This window comes from Yoonia vestfoldensis DSM 16212 (assembly GCF_000382265.1).
Taxonomy (GTDB): Bacteria; Pseudomonadota; Alphaproteobacteria; order Rhodobacterales; family Rhodobacteraceae; genus Yoonia; species Yoonia vestfoldensis.
Map to the genome: position 1 here is coordinate 70,660 of NZ_KB907987.1, position 15,844 is coordinate 86,503.

The window sequence follows — 15,844 nt, forward strand, 5'->3', positions numbered from 1 at the left end:
CACGACCCCAGGGAGAGAGACCACATGCCGATTTACAACGCACCCGTCAAAGACATCCAGTTCGTGCTGCACGGCCTGCTGCACGTCAGCGAACAGGACATTCCGGGGTTCGAGGACCTTGACCGCGATTTCACCGGCGCCGTGGTCGAAGAGGCTGGCAAGGTCGCGACCGCCGTGCTGCACCCGCTGAACGCTGTGGGCGACCGTGAAGGCTGTGTGCTGGAAAACGGTGTCGTGCGCACGCCCACCGGGTTCAAGGACGCGTTCGAGCAGATGAAAGACGGCGGCTGGACCGCGATGGATTGTGACCCTGCATACGGCGGTCAGGGCCTTCCTTACGTCATGCACACCGCCGCACAGGAACCTTTCGTGTCCGCCAACATGGCGTTCAATATGTATCAGGGCCTGACCCATGGCGCCTATTCCGCGATCTATGCGCACGGGTCCGAAGAGCAAAAGCAGAAATACTTGCCAAAGTTGACGACCTGCGAATGGACCGGCACGATGAACCTGACGGAACCGCATTGCGGCACCGATCTGGGCCTGATGCGCACCAAGGCCGTCCCGCAGGATGATGGCAGCTACAAGATCAGCGGCCAGAAAATCTTTATCTCGGCAGGCGATCACGATCTGGCCGACAATATCATTCATCTGGTCCTGGCGAAAATCCAGGGCGGGCCCGAAGGCATCAAGGGCGTGTCTTTGTTCATCGTCCCCAAATTCATGGTTAATGACGACGGCAGCCTTGGCGCGCGCAACGGCGTCAGCGTCGGCAAGATCGAAGAAAAGATGGGCATCCACGGCAATTCGACCTGCGTGATGAACTATGACGACGCGACAGGTTTCCTTGTGGGCGAAGCCCACAAAGGCATGCGCGCCATGTTCACCATGATGAACGAGGCCCGTCTGGGTGTCGGCTTGCAAGGTTACGCCCAAGCCGAAAGCGCCTATCAGAACGCTGTCGCCTATGCCAACGACCGCCTGCAAGGGCGCGCTGTCACTGGTGCGGAAAACCCGAACGGCCCCGCCGACCCGCTGATCGTGCATCCCGATATCCGCCGCAACCTGATGGATCAGAAGTCGTTCGTCGAAGGGGCGCGCGCCTTTACCTATTGGGGCGCCTACCTGATCGACCGCGCACATCGCAACAACGACAAGGACGCCGACGGTCTGATCTCGCTGATGACCCCGGTCATCAAGGGGTTCCTGACCGACAAGGGCTTTGAATATGCCACTGCCGCGCAGCAGGTTTACGGCGGGCATGGCTATATCGAAGAATGGGGCATGTCCCAATATGCCCGCGACGCCCGCATCGCGATGATCTACGAAGGGGCCAACGGTATTCAGGCGCTGGACCTCGTGGGTCGCAAGCTCGCGCTCGACGGCGGCAAGCATGTCATGGCGTTTTTCGAGATGATCAAGACCTTCATCAACGAAAACGAAGGGAACGAGGCGCTGAACAAGGATTTCCTTGTGCCGCTGAAAGCCGCCAGCAAGGACCTGCAGGCGGCGGGGATGTATTTCATGCAGAACGGCATGAAGAACCCCAACAATGCTTTGTCCGGTTCGTACGATTTCATGCACATGATGGGCCATGTCTGTCTGGGTCTGATGTGGGCGCGCATGGCCAAAGCCGCGATGGAAGCCCTGGAAAGCGGTGCATCCGACACCGAATTCTACGAAACCAAGATCGCGACTGGTCGCTATTACATGGCGCGCCAACTGCCCGCGACCGCGATGCATCTGGCGCGGATCAACACCGGGGCAGATACGGTCATGGCGCTGAAGGCCGCGAACTTCTAGGGTGCCGGTGGGCACGGCAACCCCGCCGTGCCCCCAGTCGATTCCCTCAAGAATGCGACCCTAGGTTGGGAGGCCTGCACCATGCCCATGAAACTGCACTGCTTCGGCGAAAGCGGAAACGCCTACAAGGCGGCATTGACCTTGACTCTGACCGATCAGGACTGGGACCCCGTCTATGTCGATTTCTTCAACGGCGCGACACGCAGCGCGGAATTCCGCGCGCTCAACGTCATGGGCGAAGTGCCGGTGCTGGAAGACGGCGACCTGATCCTGACCCAATCGGCCGTCATTCAGGACTATATCAGTTCCAAATCAGGCAAGCTGGGCGGCCGGTCCGCCGCCGAGCGCCGCGATGTTTTGCGTTGGATGTTCTTTGACAACCACAAGGTCAGCGGCATTGCCGGGCCTTTGCGGTTCAACATGAATTTCCTGCCCGCCGACAAGCGCAACGCCGATGTGAACGCCTTTCTGGCGATGCGGTTGGCCTCTGCGCTGAAGATCATGGAAACCCACCTGACGGGCCGCAACTGGCTGGCGGGCGAGGATATGACCATCGCCGATATCGCCTGTGCCGGTTACCTGTTCTACACCGAACCCTTTACCTTTGCGCGGGCCGATTACCCGCAGATCGACCGCTGGCTGGACAGGATCGCCGCCCGCCCCGGTTGGAAACACCCTTATGACTTGATGCCGCGCGGCCTGTCCGACGCGGCCTGAACGGAGGAAACGATGACCGAAGCCTATATCTATGACGCGATCCGCACACCGCGCGGCAAGGGCCGCGCCGACGGCAGCCTGCACGAAGTGACATCCGCCCGCCTGTCCGCCGGTGTGCTGAACGCGCTGAAAGAGCGCAACAACCTTGAAGGTCACGCGGTCGAGGATGTGATCTGGGGCAACGTCACCCAGGTCGGCGAACAGGGCGGTTGTCTTGCACGCACGGCGGTGCTGGCGTCCGATCTGGATCAATCCATTCCGGGTCTTGCGATCAACCGTTTCTGCGCATCCGGCATGGAAGCTGTGAACCTTGCCGCCAATCAGGTGCGCGGCGGGGCCGGTCAGGCCTATATCGCGGGCGGTGTGGAAATGATGGGCCGTGTCACGATGGGCTCGGACGGTGCGGCGATTGCCGTTGATCCGTCAATCGCGATGGACAGCTATTTCGTCCCGCAGGGCATTTCCGCAGATATCATCGCCACCGAATACGGGTTCACCCGTGATGATGCCGACCAGTTGGCCGTAGAAAGCCAGAAACGCGCCAAGACCGCATGGGACGAAGGCCGTTTTGCCAAATCCGTCGTCACCGTGCGTGACGTCAACGGCCTGCCGATCCTTGCGCATGACGAATACATGCGGCCAGAGACGAACATGCAGACGCTGGGGTCGCTGAACCCCGCGTTTCAAGCCATGGGCGAGGTGATGCCCGGCTTCGACAAGATCGCGCTGATGAAATATCCCCATCTGGAGCGGATCAACCACATCCACCATGCGGGCAATTCGTCGGGTATCGTCGATGGTGCCGCTGGCGTTCTGGTCGCGTCGAAAGAATGGGGCGAGGCGATGGGCCTGAAACCCCGCGCCGTGATCCGCGCGACCGCGAAAATCGGCACCGATCCAACGATCATGCTGACCGGCCCCGTGCCTGTGACCGAGAAAATCCTGCGCGACAGCGGCATGGCGATCAGCGATATCGACCTGTTTGAGGTGAACGAGGCTTTTGCATCCGTCGTGCTGCGTTTCATGCAAGCGTTCAACGTCGACCATGACAAGGTCAACGTGAACGGCGGGTCTATCGCGATGGGTCATCCGCTGGGTGCCACGGGGGCCATCATCATCGGTACCTTGCTGGACGAGCTGGAACGCACCGGCAAATCCACCGGACTTGCGACGCTGTGCATCGCATCGGGCATGGGTGCCGCGACGATCATCGAACGCGTCTGATACGGGGCTGCGCTGGTGGCGGGTTTCATCTTTCAAAGCTGGCTGGACAAGGTGGGCGATGCGTTCTTTGACGGACGTTTCGACATCTACCAGTCGGCGGTGGCTCTCCCGCTCGAGATTTTCAGCAAAGAAGGGATCAAGCGGATCGAGACCACCGAAGACCTGCGCGCCAAGTTCGATGGCTGGGTCCACTTGCTGCAATCGCAACAGGCGACCCACATGATCCGCACCGCCAGCAATGTCGAATGGATCGACAAGGCGACGATCTGGGGCGACTACTACACCGATATCCTGTCGAACGGGCATCGGGTCATGCCGCGGTTTTCGTCCTCGATGGTCCTGTCGGTCGATGGCGACCATGCGCAGGCCACCCGCGTGATGACCGGCCTGACCCGCGATCAATGGCCCCATATCCTGCCATCCAGTTAACCAAGGGCCCCGCCGCGACTGACCGGCCCTGCACCATATCTGTCAAGGAGACTGACACATGACCGATTTCACGATGACCACGGACAAAGACGGCGTTGCGACCATCGTCTGGGACACGGTCGGCAAATCCATGAACGTGATGAACCAGCAAGGGTTCACCGATCTGGATGCGCTGATCGATCAGGCGCTGGCCGATGAGGCCGTCAAGGGCGTCATCATCACATCCGGCAAGGACGGGTCCTTTGCCGGGGGCATGGACCTGAACATCATCGCCAAGATGAAGGACAGCGCCGGCGACGATCCCGCGCGCGGGTTGTTCGAAGGCGTGATGGCGATGCACGGTGTGCTGCGCAAGATCGAACGCGCGGGCATGGACCCCAAGACCAACAAAGGCGGCAAACCCATCGCCGCCGCCCTGCCCGGCACGGCGCTGGGGATCGGGCTGGAAATCCCGCTCGCCTGTCACCGCATCTTTGCCGCCGATAACCCCAAGGCGAAAATCGGCCTGCCCGAAATCATGGTCGGCATTTTCCCCGGTGCCGGTGGCACCACGCGTCTGGTGCGCAAGCTGGGTGCCATGGCCGCATCGCCGCTGCTGCTGGAAGGCAAGTTGAACGATCCGCAGGCCGCCAAGCGCGCGGGCGTGATCGACGAGGTTGTGGCCGACCCTGTCGCCGCCGCCAAGGACTGGATTCTGTCGAACCCTGCCATCGTCAAACCATGGGACGAAAAAGGCTATAAAATGCCCGGTGGCGCGCCGTATCACCCTGCCGGATTCATGACTTTCGTCGGCGCATCCGCCATGGTCAACGGCAAGACGATGGGCGTCTATCCTGCCGCCAAAGCCTTGCTGTCGGCGGTCTATGAAGGGGCGCTGGTGCCTTTTGATACCGCGCTCAAGATTGAGGCGCGCTGGTTCACCAATGTGCTGATGAACCCCAGCTCCTCGGCCATGATCCGCAGCCTGTTCATCAACAAGGAAGCCTTGGAAAAAGGCGCCAACCGCCCCGACGCGCCTGACCAGAAGGTTAAACAGGTCGGCGTCATCGGCGCGGGCATGATGGGGGCTGGCATCGCGCTGGTGTCCGCGCTTGCAGGCATCAAGGTCGTGCTGATCGACGCGAAACAGGAGGCCGCCGACAAAGGCAAATCCTATACCGCCGATTACATGGACAAAGGCATCGCCCGCAAAAAAGCGACCGAGGACGAGAAAACCGCCGTGCTGGGGCTGATCAACGCCACGACTGATTACGCCGCGTTGAAAGACTGCGACCTGATCGTCGAGGCGGTGTTCGAAGATGTAGGCGTGAAGGCCGAGGTCACCAAGAAGGTGCAGGCCGTGACGGGCCCCGACTGCATCTTTGCCACCAACACATCGACCCTGCCGATCACGGAACTGGCCAAAGCCAGCAACGATCCGGCGAAATTCATCGGCATCCACTTCTTTTCCCCCGTGGACAAGATGATGCTGGTGGAAATCATCAAGGGCGAAAAGACAGGTGATGTCGCCGTGGCCAAAGCGCTCGATTTCGTGCGCCAGATCCGCAAGACGCCGATTGTCGTCAATGACGCTCGGTTCTTCTACGCCAACCGCTGCATCATCCCCTACATCAACGAAGGCATCCGTATGGTGAAGGAAGGGGTCGAACCCGCCCTGATCGAAAATGCCGCCAAGCTGGTCGGCATGCCGCTGGGTCCGCTGCAACTGGTCGATGAGACCAGTATCGATCTGGGCGTGAAAATCGCCAAGGCCACCCGCGCCGCGATGGGCGAGGCCTATCCCGATGGTGCCGTGGACGAGGTGCTGTTCTGGATGGCCGACCAGAACCGTCTGGGCCGCAAATCCAATTCCGGTTTCTATGCCTACGATGACAAGGGCAAGCGCCTTGGTCTCTGGGACGGTCTGGCCGCGCAATACCCTGCTGCGAACGAACAGCCCGATCTGGTCACCGTCCAGCACCGCCTGCTGTTCGCCCAAGTACTCGAAGCCGTGCGCGCGCTGGAAGACGGCGTGCTGACCGACATCCGCGAAGGCGACGTGGGCGCCATCCTTGGCTGGGGCTTTGCGCCATGGTCGGGCGGGCCGTTCAGCTGGCTCGACATCATCGGGGCGCCCTATGCCGCCGAACGCTGTGACCAGTTGACCGCACAGTTCGGGGACCGGTTCAAAACGCCTGACCTTTTGCGCGACATGGCCGATAAGGGGCAGGAGTTCTACAAACGCTTCGGCACAGGCGCGAAAGCCGCCTGAACCATCCGGCGCATCCCTGCACAGGGGTGCGCCACCCCTACACCCTGCGGCGTGATACGATGATGATGCCCGCAAGCGCGATCAGCGCCATGCCCGCCATCGCCACGGGGCTGACAAGGTCCCCCCACAGATACCACGCCCAGCCGCTGGCGAAGATCAGCAGCGAATATTCATAGACCGCGACCTGACTGGCCTCTCCAATCTGATAGCCGCGAAACAGGCAGAAGATGCCGACGAGCGCCAAGGCGGTCTGCACCGATATCCAGAACATCAGATCAGCGGTCAGCGGCATCCAGCCGCGCTGCGCAAAGCCTTCTGCCCCTGTCGCGGCGGCGGGCAGCAGCAGGCAACCCACGGCGCCACAGACTGCCAGCATCGCAAAGAACCCCGCGCTCAGCGTCAGGGTGGTTTCGCCTTCGCACCACGCGCGGGTGGCGATGGCCCCAATGGCATAAAGCAACCCCGCAAGGATCGGCAGGAACACGACCCAATCCAGCGCCGCCGGATCAGGCCGGATCACCAGCAGCGCACCTGCAAAGCCTGTGACGATGGCAAGACTGCGAAGCCAACCGACACGCTTGCCCTGGAAAATCACGGCGATCAGCAGCACGAAGATCGGCGATGTGAACAACCCTGCCACGACGATCCCGATAGGCAGGATGGCCAAACAGCCGAAATAGATCAGCATCGACGCTGCCTGAAAAAAGCTGCGCCCGAACACTGCCCAGGGGCGTTTCGGCCGCAACGTCCCCCAGCACAGCAGCGCGATCAGGCCCAAAGCACCCAGCGCCAGCGTGCCGCGCAGCAGATGGAACTGCCACAGCGATCCGTCCGGCGCGATATGGGGGATGAAATTGTCGTTCAGCCCCAACGTCGCCATCCCCGCGACGATATAAAGCGCGGCGCGCGGCGACGCGATCTGGCCGGGCAAGGCGATCTGGGATGTCATCGGGCGGCTTTCGTCAGGATTCCGCTTTCAAAGTCACTGATGCACCGCAATACTCTGTCCAGATAGCGACCCAGAAAGCGGGAGGGCGACATGGGCTGGATGCGCGACGAGACGGGCCTTGGCAAACGGGCGGCCAATCATGTGCCGCTGACGCCTTTGTCCCACCTGCAACGCGCGGCGCTGGTCTTTGCCAACCGCGACGCGCTGGTCTATGGCAGCCACCGGCTGACCTATGCCCAATACTACCGCCGTGTCACGCGGCTGGCCTCGGCGCTGGTCAAGGCAGGCGTGCAGCCCGGCGATGTGGTCGCCACGATCCTGCCTAATATCCCCGCCCAATCCGAGGCGGCCTTCGGCGTTCCCGCCTGTGGCGCGGTGCTGAACACGATCAACATCCGGCTCGATGTCGACACCATCGCCTATATCCTCGACCACGGCGAGGCCAGGGTCTTGCTGGTGGACAGCCAGTTCCTGCCGCAGGCGATGGCCGCCATCGACCAGATGCAGGGCGCCGCTCCGCTGGTCATCGAAGTGCCCGACGATCAGGCGGGCGTGCATGCCATCGGCACCCAGCAGAATTACGAGGATTTTCTGGCCACGGGCGATCCCGATTTCGCGTGGATCCTGCCGCTGGATGAATGGGAAAGCCTTGCGCTGAATTATACCTCCGGCACGACCGGGCGGCCCAAAGGCGTGGTCTATCACCATCGTGGATCGTATCTGATCACGTTGGGAAACGCGATCAAGTGGAACATGCCGCTCTTCGCGCGCTATCTGCAGATCGTCCCGCTGTTTCACTGCAACGGCTGGAACCATACATGGATGCTGCCCGCTCTTGGCGGCACCGCGATCTGCTGCCGCGATATCACGGCACGCGCGATCTATGCCGCCATCGCCGATCACGGGGCCACGCATTTCGGCGGTGCGCCCATCGTGTTGAACCTGCTGATCAATGCCAAATCCGAGGACAGGCGCAGCTTTGACCACATCGTGCATGTCTTCACCGCAGGCGCACCCCCTGCCCCTGCCACGCTGTCGGCAATCGGCAAACTGGGCTTTGATGTCAAACAGGTCTATGGCCTGACGGAAACTTATGGCCATGTCACCGAATGCATCTGGGATACGGCATGGGACGACCTGCCCGAAGACCAGCAAGCCGCGATCAAAGCCCGGCAAGGTGTGGGATCGCCGATCATGGAGGACGTGACCGTCGTCAACGAACACATGACCCCCGTACCTTGGGACGGCAAAACGCAGGGCGAGATTGTCATGCGCGGCAATGCGGTGATGAAAGGCTATCTGAAAAACCCCGAGGCCACCGAAAAGGCCTTTGCAGGCGGCTATTTCCATTCCGAGGACCTTGCGATCCAGCATCCGGACGGGGCGATCCAGATTTCGGACCGCGCCAAGGACATCATCATTTCGGGCGGTGAAAACATCAGTTCGGTCGAGGTGGAGGCAGCGCTGATGAACCATCCCGCCGTCAACCTCTGCGCAGTTGTGGCGCAACCGGATGAAAAATGGGGCGAGACGCCTTGCGCCTTTGTGGAATTGAAGGATGGTGCCACCGCAACCGAGGCCGAAATCATCGCCTTTGCGCGCGAACGACTTGCAGGCTTCAAATGCCCCAAGCGCGTGGTGTTTCAGGACCTCCCCAAGACATCGACCGGCAAGATCCAGAAATTCGAATTGCGCCTGATCGCCAGGTCCGTGTGATCGCGGCACCCGCTGTCCTTTCGGGCATGACAACTTCGTCCTGCCAGCGTAGGATATCCGCAAAAAAGGCAGTGGAGGCAGATGACAGCGCTTGACCGATATGTGCGACTGGAAAGTGAGGGGCTCTGGCGGCCCGGACCGGACCAGCAACGTCGGCAGGTCACGATCTCTTTCGGCGATGCGACGCTTGTGATCGCCGATGCGGCTGCCCGGCCGCTTGCGCATTGGTCACTGCCTGCCGTGATGCGGCTGAACCCCGGCGAACGTCCCGCACTTTACAGCCCCGACATGGAGGCCAGCGAAGACCTGGAAATCGCCGACGAGACGATGATCGATGCGATCGAAGAAGTCCGCAAGGCGCTGGCCAAGGCGGGCCCACAGCCCGGCAAGCTGCGCCACTGGATTACGGCGGGGATCGTGGCCGCGACACTGGCGCTGGCCGTATTCTGGTTACCGGGCGCGCTGATGCGCCAGACGCTGGCGGTCGTGCCTTTGGCCAAGCGGGTGGAAATCGGCGCGATCATTCTGGCGCAAGTGCAGACCCGGACCGGGCCGGTTTGCCGCGATGCGACCGCACAAGCCGCGGCCGGCAAGCTCGCCACACGGGTATTCGGGGCCGGAACACCGCTGAATATCGTCGTCGTGCCAGCGCTTGAGCAGGGCGCACTGGCGATGCCCGGCGGTCTGATCGTTCTGGACGCCAGACTGCTGCAGGCGGCGGATGATCCCGTTGCCGTTGCGGGTTTTGTGCTGGCCAGCCGTGTCGCGGTCGCCGGTCACGACACCCTTGAACCCGTACTGCGAGAGGCAGGGCTTGCCGCGACCTTTGGCCTGCTCACCACAGGCGACATCCCGCGCGAGGTTTTGCAGCGCCATGCCGACGACCGGCTGGCCCAACCGGCCCCACAGGCAAACGCAAACGATCTGCGCCGCGCGTTCGAGACCGCAAACCTGCCGCACCGCCCCTATCAGGTGCTGGCGGATGCCCGCACCGGCACGATGCCGGACTTGGGCCGCGATCTGCTGGACGGGCAACCCACGGCGCCTGTGATGACCGACAGCGAGTGGATCGGTCTACAGAACATCTGTAACCGCTAGGGGTTACTTTGTGCCGAACATCCGGTCGCCAGCATCGCCCAGACCGGGCACGATATAGCCGTGATCGTTCAGGTGGCTGTCGATCGCCGCAGTCACGATCGGCACATCTGGATGGGCTTCCTTCATTCGCGCGATGCCTTCGGGGGCCGCCAGCAGGCAGAGAAAGCGAATGTTCGTTGCACCAGCCTTTTTCAGCAGATCAATCGCCGCCACCGATGAATTGCCGGTCGCCAGCATCGGATCGACGGCGATGACCAGCCGGTCCTCAAGCTCAGTCGGGACCTTGAAATAGTATTGCACGGGTTGCAGCGTTTTCTCATCCCGGTAAAGCCCGACAAAGCCCACCCGCGCGGACGGGATCAGTTCCAGCACGCCATCGAGCAACCCGTTGCCTGCGCGCAGGATCGACACCAGCGCCAGTTTCTTGCCGTCGATCACCGGCGCATCCATCGGTTCCAGCGGCGTGTCGATCCGACGGGTCGTCATCGGCAGACCGCGCGTCACCTCATAGGCAAGCAGTTGGCTGATCTCGCGGAGCAACTGGCGGAAGAGGGCTGTGGAGGTCTCCTTTTGCCGCATCAGCGTCAGTTTGTGCTGCACCAGCGGATGGGTGACATGTGTGACGTGGTCATTCATCGGGCAGGCTCCAGTCGTTTGGCCACGCGGGCGCGGGTCGCATCATCGCAGAAAGCGGCGGCAAGGGCGGTCTGGTTCAGCGCCGCGAAATCGGCCTCGTCCCAGCCAAAGGTCTTGTGCAGCATGTCGCATTCGGCGGTCATCGTGGTGTGAAAGAACGGCGGATCATCGGTGGATACCGTGACCTTGACGCCCGCGTCGCGCAGGCGGGCGATGGGGTGGCTGGCCCAGTCGGTCACCGCCTTGAGCACGACGTTGGACCCGGGGCAGACCTCCAGCACGATGTCTTTTTCCACGATCTCGCGCAGCAAGGCGGGATCATCGATGGCCCCGATCCCGTGGCCGATGCGGGACACCTTCAGATCGCGGATGGTTTCGGCCACCATCGCGGCCCCGCCCCATTCACCGGCATGACAGGTCAGCGGAATGCCCGCCTCGCGCGCGATGTCGAAGGAATAGGCATAATCCGCAGGCCGCCCTGCCATCTCGCCCCCTGCCATGCCGTAGCCCACGACAAAGCCGCCAAATGTTTCCGCCGCACAGCGCGCGACGGGTTTACTGGCCTCGGGGCCGAAATGGCGGATGCCGGTCACGATCCCGCGCATGGTGATGCCGAACCGCGCCTCGCCTTCGTCGGCGGCGTCGGACATGGCGGCAAGGTAATCCTTCCACGCCGCCAGATCACCGCCCCCGCAGAAATCGGGCGAGACGAAAGTTTCCATATAGACCACGCCATGCGCGGCGGTTTCTTCCAGCACCGCCAGCGTCAGACGGCGGAAATCATCGGGCGTTTGCAGGGTCGTGCAGGCGGCCTCGTAGACCTTCAGGAAATGGTCGAAATCGCGGAAATCATAGCCGCCTTCGGGCGTGAAGATGCCGCTGATGTCGATCTTTTTCTCGGACGCCAGCATGCGGATGAAATCGGGCGGCGCGCAGCCTTCCAAATGGGTGTGCAGTTCGACCTTGGGAAGTGACCCGAAATTCATAGAAAGCTCTTTCCTGCGCCGCGATAGGGCACTGACAAATGATCCGCGATGCTGGCCGCGACATCCGAAAACGCCAGATGCCCCAAGGGTCCATCCCCGATCCCGTGCACCAGCACCGGCACCCGTTCGCGGGTATGGTCGGTGCCGGGCCATGTCGGGTCATTGCCATGGTCGGCGGTGACGATCAACAGGTCATCGGCGTCCAGACGCGGCAAAAGCGCGCCAAGTGCTGCATCGAACCACGCCAGATGCGCGGCATAGCCAGCGGCATCGCGCCGGTGGCCGTAGTCGCTGTCAAATTCGACAAGGTTCGCAAAGATGAAATCGCCATCCTTGGCCTCGGCCAGCAGGGCGCCGACATGCTCCACCAGCACGGCATCCTTGCCTTTGCGCAGGGTGTCGATGCCTTGCATCGAAAAGATATCCCCGATCTTGCCCACGGCATGCACCCTGCCGCCCGCCGCCTGCACATCGTCGCAGATCGACGGGCCGGGCAGCGGGATCGCGTAATCCTTGCGATTGGCGGTGCGGGTAAAGGCCCCCACCCCGCCCACGAATGGCCGCGCGATGACACGCCCGACCTTCATCGCATGCAGCATGGGCGCAAGATCAGCGCAAAGCTTGTAAAGTCGGTCCAGCCCGAAATGATCCTCATGGGCCGCGATCTGCAAGACGCTGTCGGCAGAGGTATAGCAGATGGGCCAGCCAGAGCGGATATGCGCCGCGCCCTCGCGGTCGATGATTGCGGTGCCCGAGGCGTGGCAATTGCCCAAGATGCCGTCCGTGCCTGCCGCCTTGCAGATGGCAGCGGTCAGATCGGCAGGAAAGGCAGGGGTCGTGTCGGGAAAATGGTGCCAGTCCCACGGCACCGGCACGCCCGCCAGTTCCCAATGGCCGGACGGCGTGTCCTTGCCGCGCGACACTTCGGTCGCGGCCCCCCATGCGCCGGTCGGCACGGCACCCAACCCCGGCGCCTCCAGCCCCGAGGCCAGTTGCACCGCCGCCCCCAGCCCCAGCGCATCCAGATATGGCAGATGTAGCGGCACGGCCTGTGCGATATGGCCCACGGTATTTGCGCCGGTATCGGGCAGATCACCGTTGAAATATTGCGCGGCATCCGGCGCGCCGCCGATACCGACGCTGTCGATCACGATGAGGATTGCGCGCGGCATCAGCCGATCCTTTCCAGAACAAGCGGGCCGGGCACGGCCGCATCGCCAATGGTGATCGCCGCCCGTACGGCGCGCGCGGCCTCGCCCGCGGCTTCTTCGGTTGTGGCATGAAGCGTGCACAGTGGCTGGCCGCGCGTCACGGGCGCACCCAGCCCGATCATGTCGGTCAGCCCGACGGATGGGTCGATCCGGTCGGTTTCAACCCGCCGCCCGCCGCCCAAGCCCACGACGACCAGCCCCAGCGCTTCGCCATCAATGGCGGCGATATGGCCGCTGTCAGCGGCCATGACCTCGCCCACCACGGGGGCTGCGGGCAGATGCGTGCGCCAGTCCTCGGCCATGTCGGGCGGTCCGCCCATCGCGGCGATCATGCTGGCGAAGCGTTCCATCGCTTCGCCCGAGGACAGGGCAAGGGCGACCTGCGCGCTGGCCTCGGGCGCGCTGCGGCCTTGCAAGGTCAGCAGATGCACGCACAGCGCCTTGGACAAATCCGCAAGGCGGGGGGCGGCGGCGCTGTTGCCTTCCAGCACTTCCATGCAGACCGCGACCTCGACCGCGTTGCCCAGCGCGGGGGCAAGAGGCGCGTTCATGTCGGTGATCAGCGCCGCCGTTCGGCACCCTGCCCCATTGGCCGCACTGACCAGCGCCTGTGCCAATGCCCGCGCGTCGTCCTGCGTTTTCATAAATGCGCCCGACCCGCATTTAACGTCGAGCATCAGACCATCCAGCCCCGCCGCCAGTTTCTTGGACAGGATCGACGCGGTAATCAGGTCGATGGATTCGACCGTCGCCGTCACATCGCGGATCGCGTAAAGCCTACAGTCGGCGGGTGCGATCTGGCCTGTCGCGCTGACGATGGCGCAGCCCACCTCGCGCGTGATCTGGCGCAGGCGCGATTCCGTGACTTGCGTGGACAGGCCGGGGATCGCCTCGAGCTTGTCGAGCGTGCCGCCCGTATGCCCCAAGCCCCGCCCCGAGATCATCGGCACATAGGCCCCGCAAGCCGCGAGCACGGGTGCCGCGATCAGCGACACGCAATCGCCCACGCCGCCTGTGGAATGTTTGTCCAAGACCGGCCCCGGCAGGTCCCATGCCAAAACGTCGCCGCTGTCGCGCATCGCCTCGGTCAGCGCGACGCGGCCCTGATCGGACAGACCATTCAGACAGACCGCCATCGCAAAGGCCCCCGCCTGCGCGTCGCTGACGGCACCGCTGGCCAAGCCTTGCGCGAACCATGCAAGCGCCGCCGGATCAGGCGTCTGGCGGTTGCGGATCGCGGCTATGATCGCGCGGGCGTCCAAGGGTCAGACGCGGCTCATGTAATCGGCGTCGAAACTGCCGGGCAGCAGGTCCGCGACCGTGGTGTGCTGCACGATCCCGTCCATCGTGGCGAGCGTCACGGCCACATCGCCATCCGCGAATTCCGCGATCTTCTGGCGGCAGCCGCCGCAGGGGCTGACAGGCTTGGGGCTGTCGGCGATCACAGCGACCTCGGCGATGCGGGTATCCCCGCCCGCGATCATCGCGGCGATGGCCCCTGCCTCGGCGCAGGTGCCTTCGGGATAGGCCACATTTTCGACGTTGCAGCCGGTATAGATCGTGCCGGAGGCGGACCGGATTGCCGCGCCCACCTTGAACTTGGAATAAGGGGCATAGGCGTTTTCGCGCACGGCGCGGGCATCGTCGATCAGCGACATGGAAACCTCCGTTTGGGTCCGGTCAGATTGGTGCGGCCAGCGGCGCAATGCAAGACCCGCAGGCCGGGCGTCAGCCCGGCAGCCGCACCTCGAGCAATTCAAGATCGTCGCTTGGCTTGGTGTAACGTGTCCGCATGCCGGGCGGGATCACAAAGGCATCGCCTGCGGTCAGGATGAACGGCTCTTTGCCCTCGCCTTCAAGCAGCATTTCGCCCGCCATGACAAAGGTGAAGTGGATATCCGCGTCATGCGTGGCCCATTCCGGATCACCCGTCCCGCGCCGGATCACCTGCACACCGGCGACGCCTTTGGTATTGGCGGCAATCGTGGTGTCGCGCGCGATATAGCCGGGCAGACGCGAGGGCTGCCAGTCTGCATCCGCCGCCTTGTTGTAGACGAACCGTTGGCCCTGCCATTCGCGGTCAGGGCGCAGATGCGGTGTGGGCAAGGTCATGTCATGGTCGATCTCGGTCACATGTTCGGCGGGCACGCCAATCTCGATCACCTCGATCCCGTCAGAGGCTTCCAGCACGCGGTGCCGGATTTCAGGCGGCTGGATGAAACAATCGCCTGCTGTCAGGCGGATCGGGCCGCCCTGATCCTCGTACACCACATCGACCCAGCCCTTGATGCAAAAGATCAGCTGGAACCCGACCTTGTGGAAATGCACCATGTCGGGGACCGGCCCGCCGTCGGGGATACGGATGTGGCTGGCGATGATCGACCCGCCCAGCCGTGTCGGGATCAGGTCGCGATACTGCATCCCCGCCCGCCCGATCACCCACGGGGCCTGATCCGCCAGACGGCGCACGACGAAGGCGTGATCGGTCTGCGGCAGCACCAAGGGCGGGTTCAGCGGATGGACGCTGACGGGCGTGCCACCGGGGGATGTCATCGCGGTCTGCCCATCCGCAAAGGCGGGATCATCGGTCAGTATCCGCAGGCCGGGGTTCACCCCGGCACCCTGCTCCAACCGCACCCGCAGCCCGTGGCCGGAATAAACCGCGACACTTGGGTCATCCGCCGGATAGATCATGTCCAGCCGCATCCCCAGCACCTTGCCGAAGAACGCCAGATCGGCGCGCAGGTCCGTTGTCGGCAGGCAGATTTCGGCGCGGATTTCATGTGTCTGTGTCATGGATCGCACATTGTGCCCGGCGCGAAAG

14 protein-coding genes are annotated in these 15,844 nt (G+C 63.0%); 7 read left to right on the plus strand and 7 right to left on the minus strand.

All coding sequences use genetic code 11. The annotated features are described in order from the left end of the window. Positions 1 to 24 precede the first annotated feature (24 nt). The 5 genes from H147_RS0114775 (at position 25) to H147_RS0114795 (ending at position 6,424) form a co-directional block, all read left to right on the plus strand. Positions 25 to 1,803: an acyl-CoA dehydrogenase C-terminal domain-containing protein gene (locus tag H147_RS0114775; protein ID WP_019956161.1), complete on the plus strand. Its 1,779-nt coding sequence runs from the start codon at positions 25 to 27 to the stop codon at positions 1,801 to 1,803. Positions 1,804 to 1,890: 87 nt separating this feature from the next. Further along, entirely contained in the window at positions 1,891 to 2,520 is a 630-nt protein-coding gene (locus H147_RS0114780; RefSeq protein WP_019956162.1) for a glutathione S-transferase family protein, read from the plus strand. 12 nt (positions 2,521 to 2,532) lie between these two features. Beyond that, the gene (locus tag H147_RS0114785) at positions 2,533 to 3,744 is read left to right on the plus strand and encodes an acetyl-CoA C-acetyltransferase (protein ID WP_019956163.1); all 1,212 of its coding nucleotides are present in this window, start codon (positions 2,533 to 2,535) and stop codon (positions 3,742 to 3,744) included. Between the two features lie 15 nt (positions 3,745 to 3,759). Beyond that, complete coding sequence (locus H147_RS0114790; RefSeq protein ID WP_019956164.1) at positions 3,760 to 4,173, plus strand: hypothetical protein; 414 nt, start codon at positions 3,760 to 3,762, stop codon at positions 4,171 to 4,173. 58 nt (positions 4,174 to 4,231) lie between these two features. Continuing rightward, entirely contained in the window at positions 4,232 to 6,424 is a 2,193-nt protein-coding gene (locus H147_RS0114795; protein ID WP_019956165.1) for a 3-hydroxyacyl-CoA dehydrogenase NAD-binding domain-containing protein, read from the plus strand. Positions 6,425 to 6,461: 37 nt separating this feature from the next. On the opposite strand, the gene H147_RS0114800 is transcribed toward H147_RS0114795, so the two are convergent. Then, the gene (locus tag H147_RS0114800) at positions 6,462 to 7,373 is read right to left on the minus strand and encodes a DMT family transporter (protein WP_019956166.1); all 912 of its coding nucleotides are present in this window, start codon (positions 7,371 to 7,373) and stop codon (positions 6,462 to 6,464) included. A 90-nt stretch (positions 7,374 to 7,463) separates the two neighbouring features. On the opposite strand from H147_RS0114800, the gene H147_RS0114805 reads away from it, so the two are divergent. Next, positions 7,464 to 9,089 (plus strand): AMP-binding protein, encoded by a 1,626-nt coding sequence (locus H147_RS0114805; RefSeq protein WP_019956167.1) that lies wholly within the window; start codon positions 7,464 to 7,466, stop codon positions 9,087 to 9,089. Between the two features lie 81 nt (positions 9,090 to 9,170). Then, a complete protein-coding gene (locus H147_RS0114810) occupies positions 9,171 to 10,187 on the plus strand; it encodes a serine/threonine-protein kinase (protein ID WP_019956168.1) in 1,017 nt (338 codons plus the stop codon). Between the two features lie 3 nt (positions 10,188 to 10,190). Here the strand turns inward: H147_RS0114810 and upp are convergent, their stop codons facing one another. The 6 genes from upp to H147_RS0114840 are packed head-to-tail and all read right to left on the minus strand — an operon-like array spanning position 10,191 to position 15,816. Beyond that, positions 10,191 to 10,823, minus strand: coding sequence for a uracil phosphoribosyltransferase (gene upp, locus H147_RS0114815; protein ID WP_019956169.1), 633 nt, complete (start codon positions 10,821 to 10,823; stop codon positions 10,191 to 10,193). After that, positions 10,820 to 11,809, minus strand: a complete 990-nt coding sequence (locus H147_RS0114820) for an adenosine deaminase (protein WP_019956170.1) — start codon at positions 11,807 to 11,809, stop codon at positions 10,820 to 10,822. Before H147_RS0114820 ends, upp begins: the two co-directional genes overlap by 4 nt. Next, positions 11,806 to 12,981 carry a phosphopentomutase gene (locus H147_RS0114825; protein ID WP_019956171.1) on the minus strand — a complete coding sequence of 392 codons (1,176 nt, stop codon included), beginning with the start codon at positions 12,979 to 12,981 and terminating at the stop codon, positions 11,806 to 11,808. The genes H147_RS0114820 and H147_RS0114825 overlap by 4 nt, the downstream gene beginning before the upstream one ends. Continuing rightward, complete coding sequence (locus tag H147_RS0114830; protein ID WP_019956172.1) at positions 12,981 to 14,282, minus strand: thymidine phosphorylase; 1,302 nt, start codon at positions 14,280 to 14,282, stop codon at positions 12,981 to 12,983. The genes H147_RS0114825 and H147_RS0114830 overlap by 1 nt, the downstream gene beginning before the upstream one ends. A gap of 3 nt (positions 14,283 to 14,285) precedes the next feature. After that, positions 14,286 to 14,726, minus strand: a complete 441-nt coding sequence (locus H147_RS0114835; RefSeq protein WP_081625875.1) for a cytidine deaminase — start codon at positions 14,724 to 14,726, stop codon at positions 14,286 to 14,288. A 22-nt stretch (positions 14,727 to 14,748) separates the two neighbouring features. After that, positions 14,749 to 15,816: a cupin domain-containing protein gene (locus H147_RS0114840; protein WP_019956174.1), complete on the minus strand. Its 1,068-nt coding sequence runs from the start codon at positions 15,814 to 15,816 to the stop codon at positions 14,749 to 14,751. Positions 15,817 to 15,844: the final 28 nt, after the last annotated feature.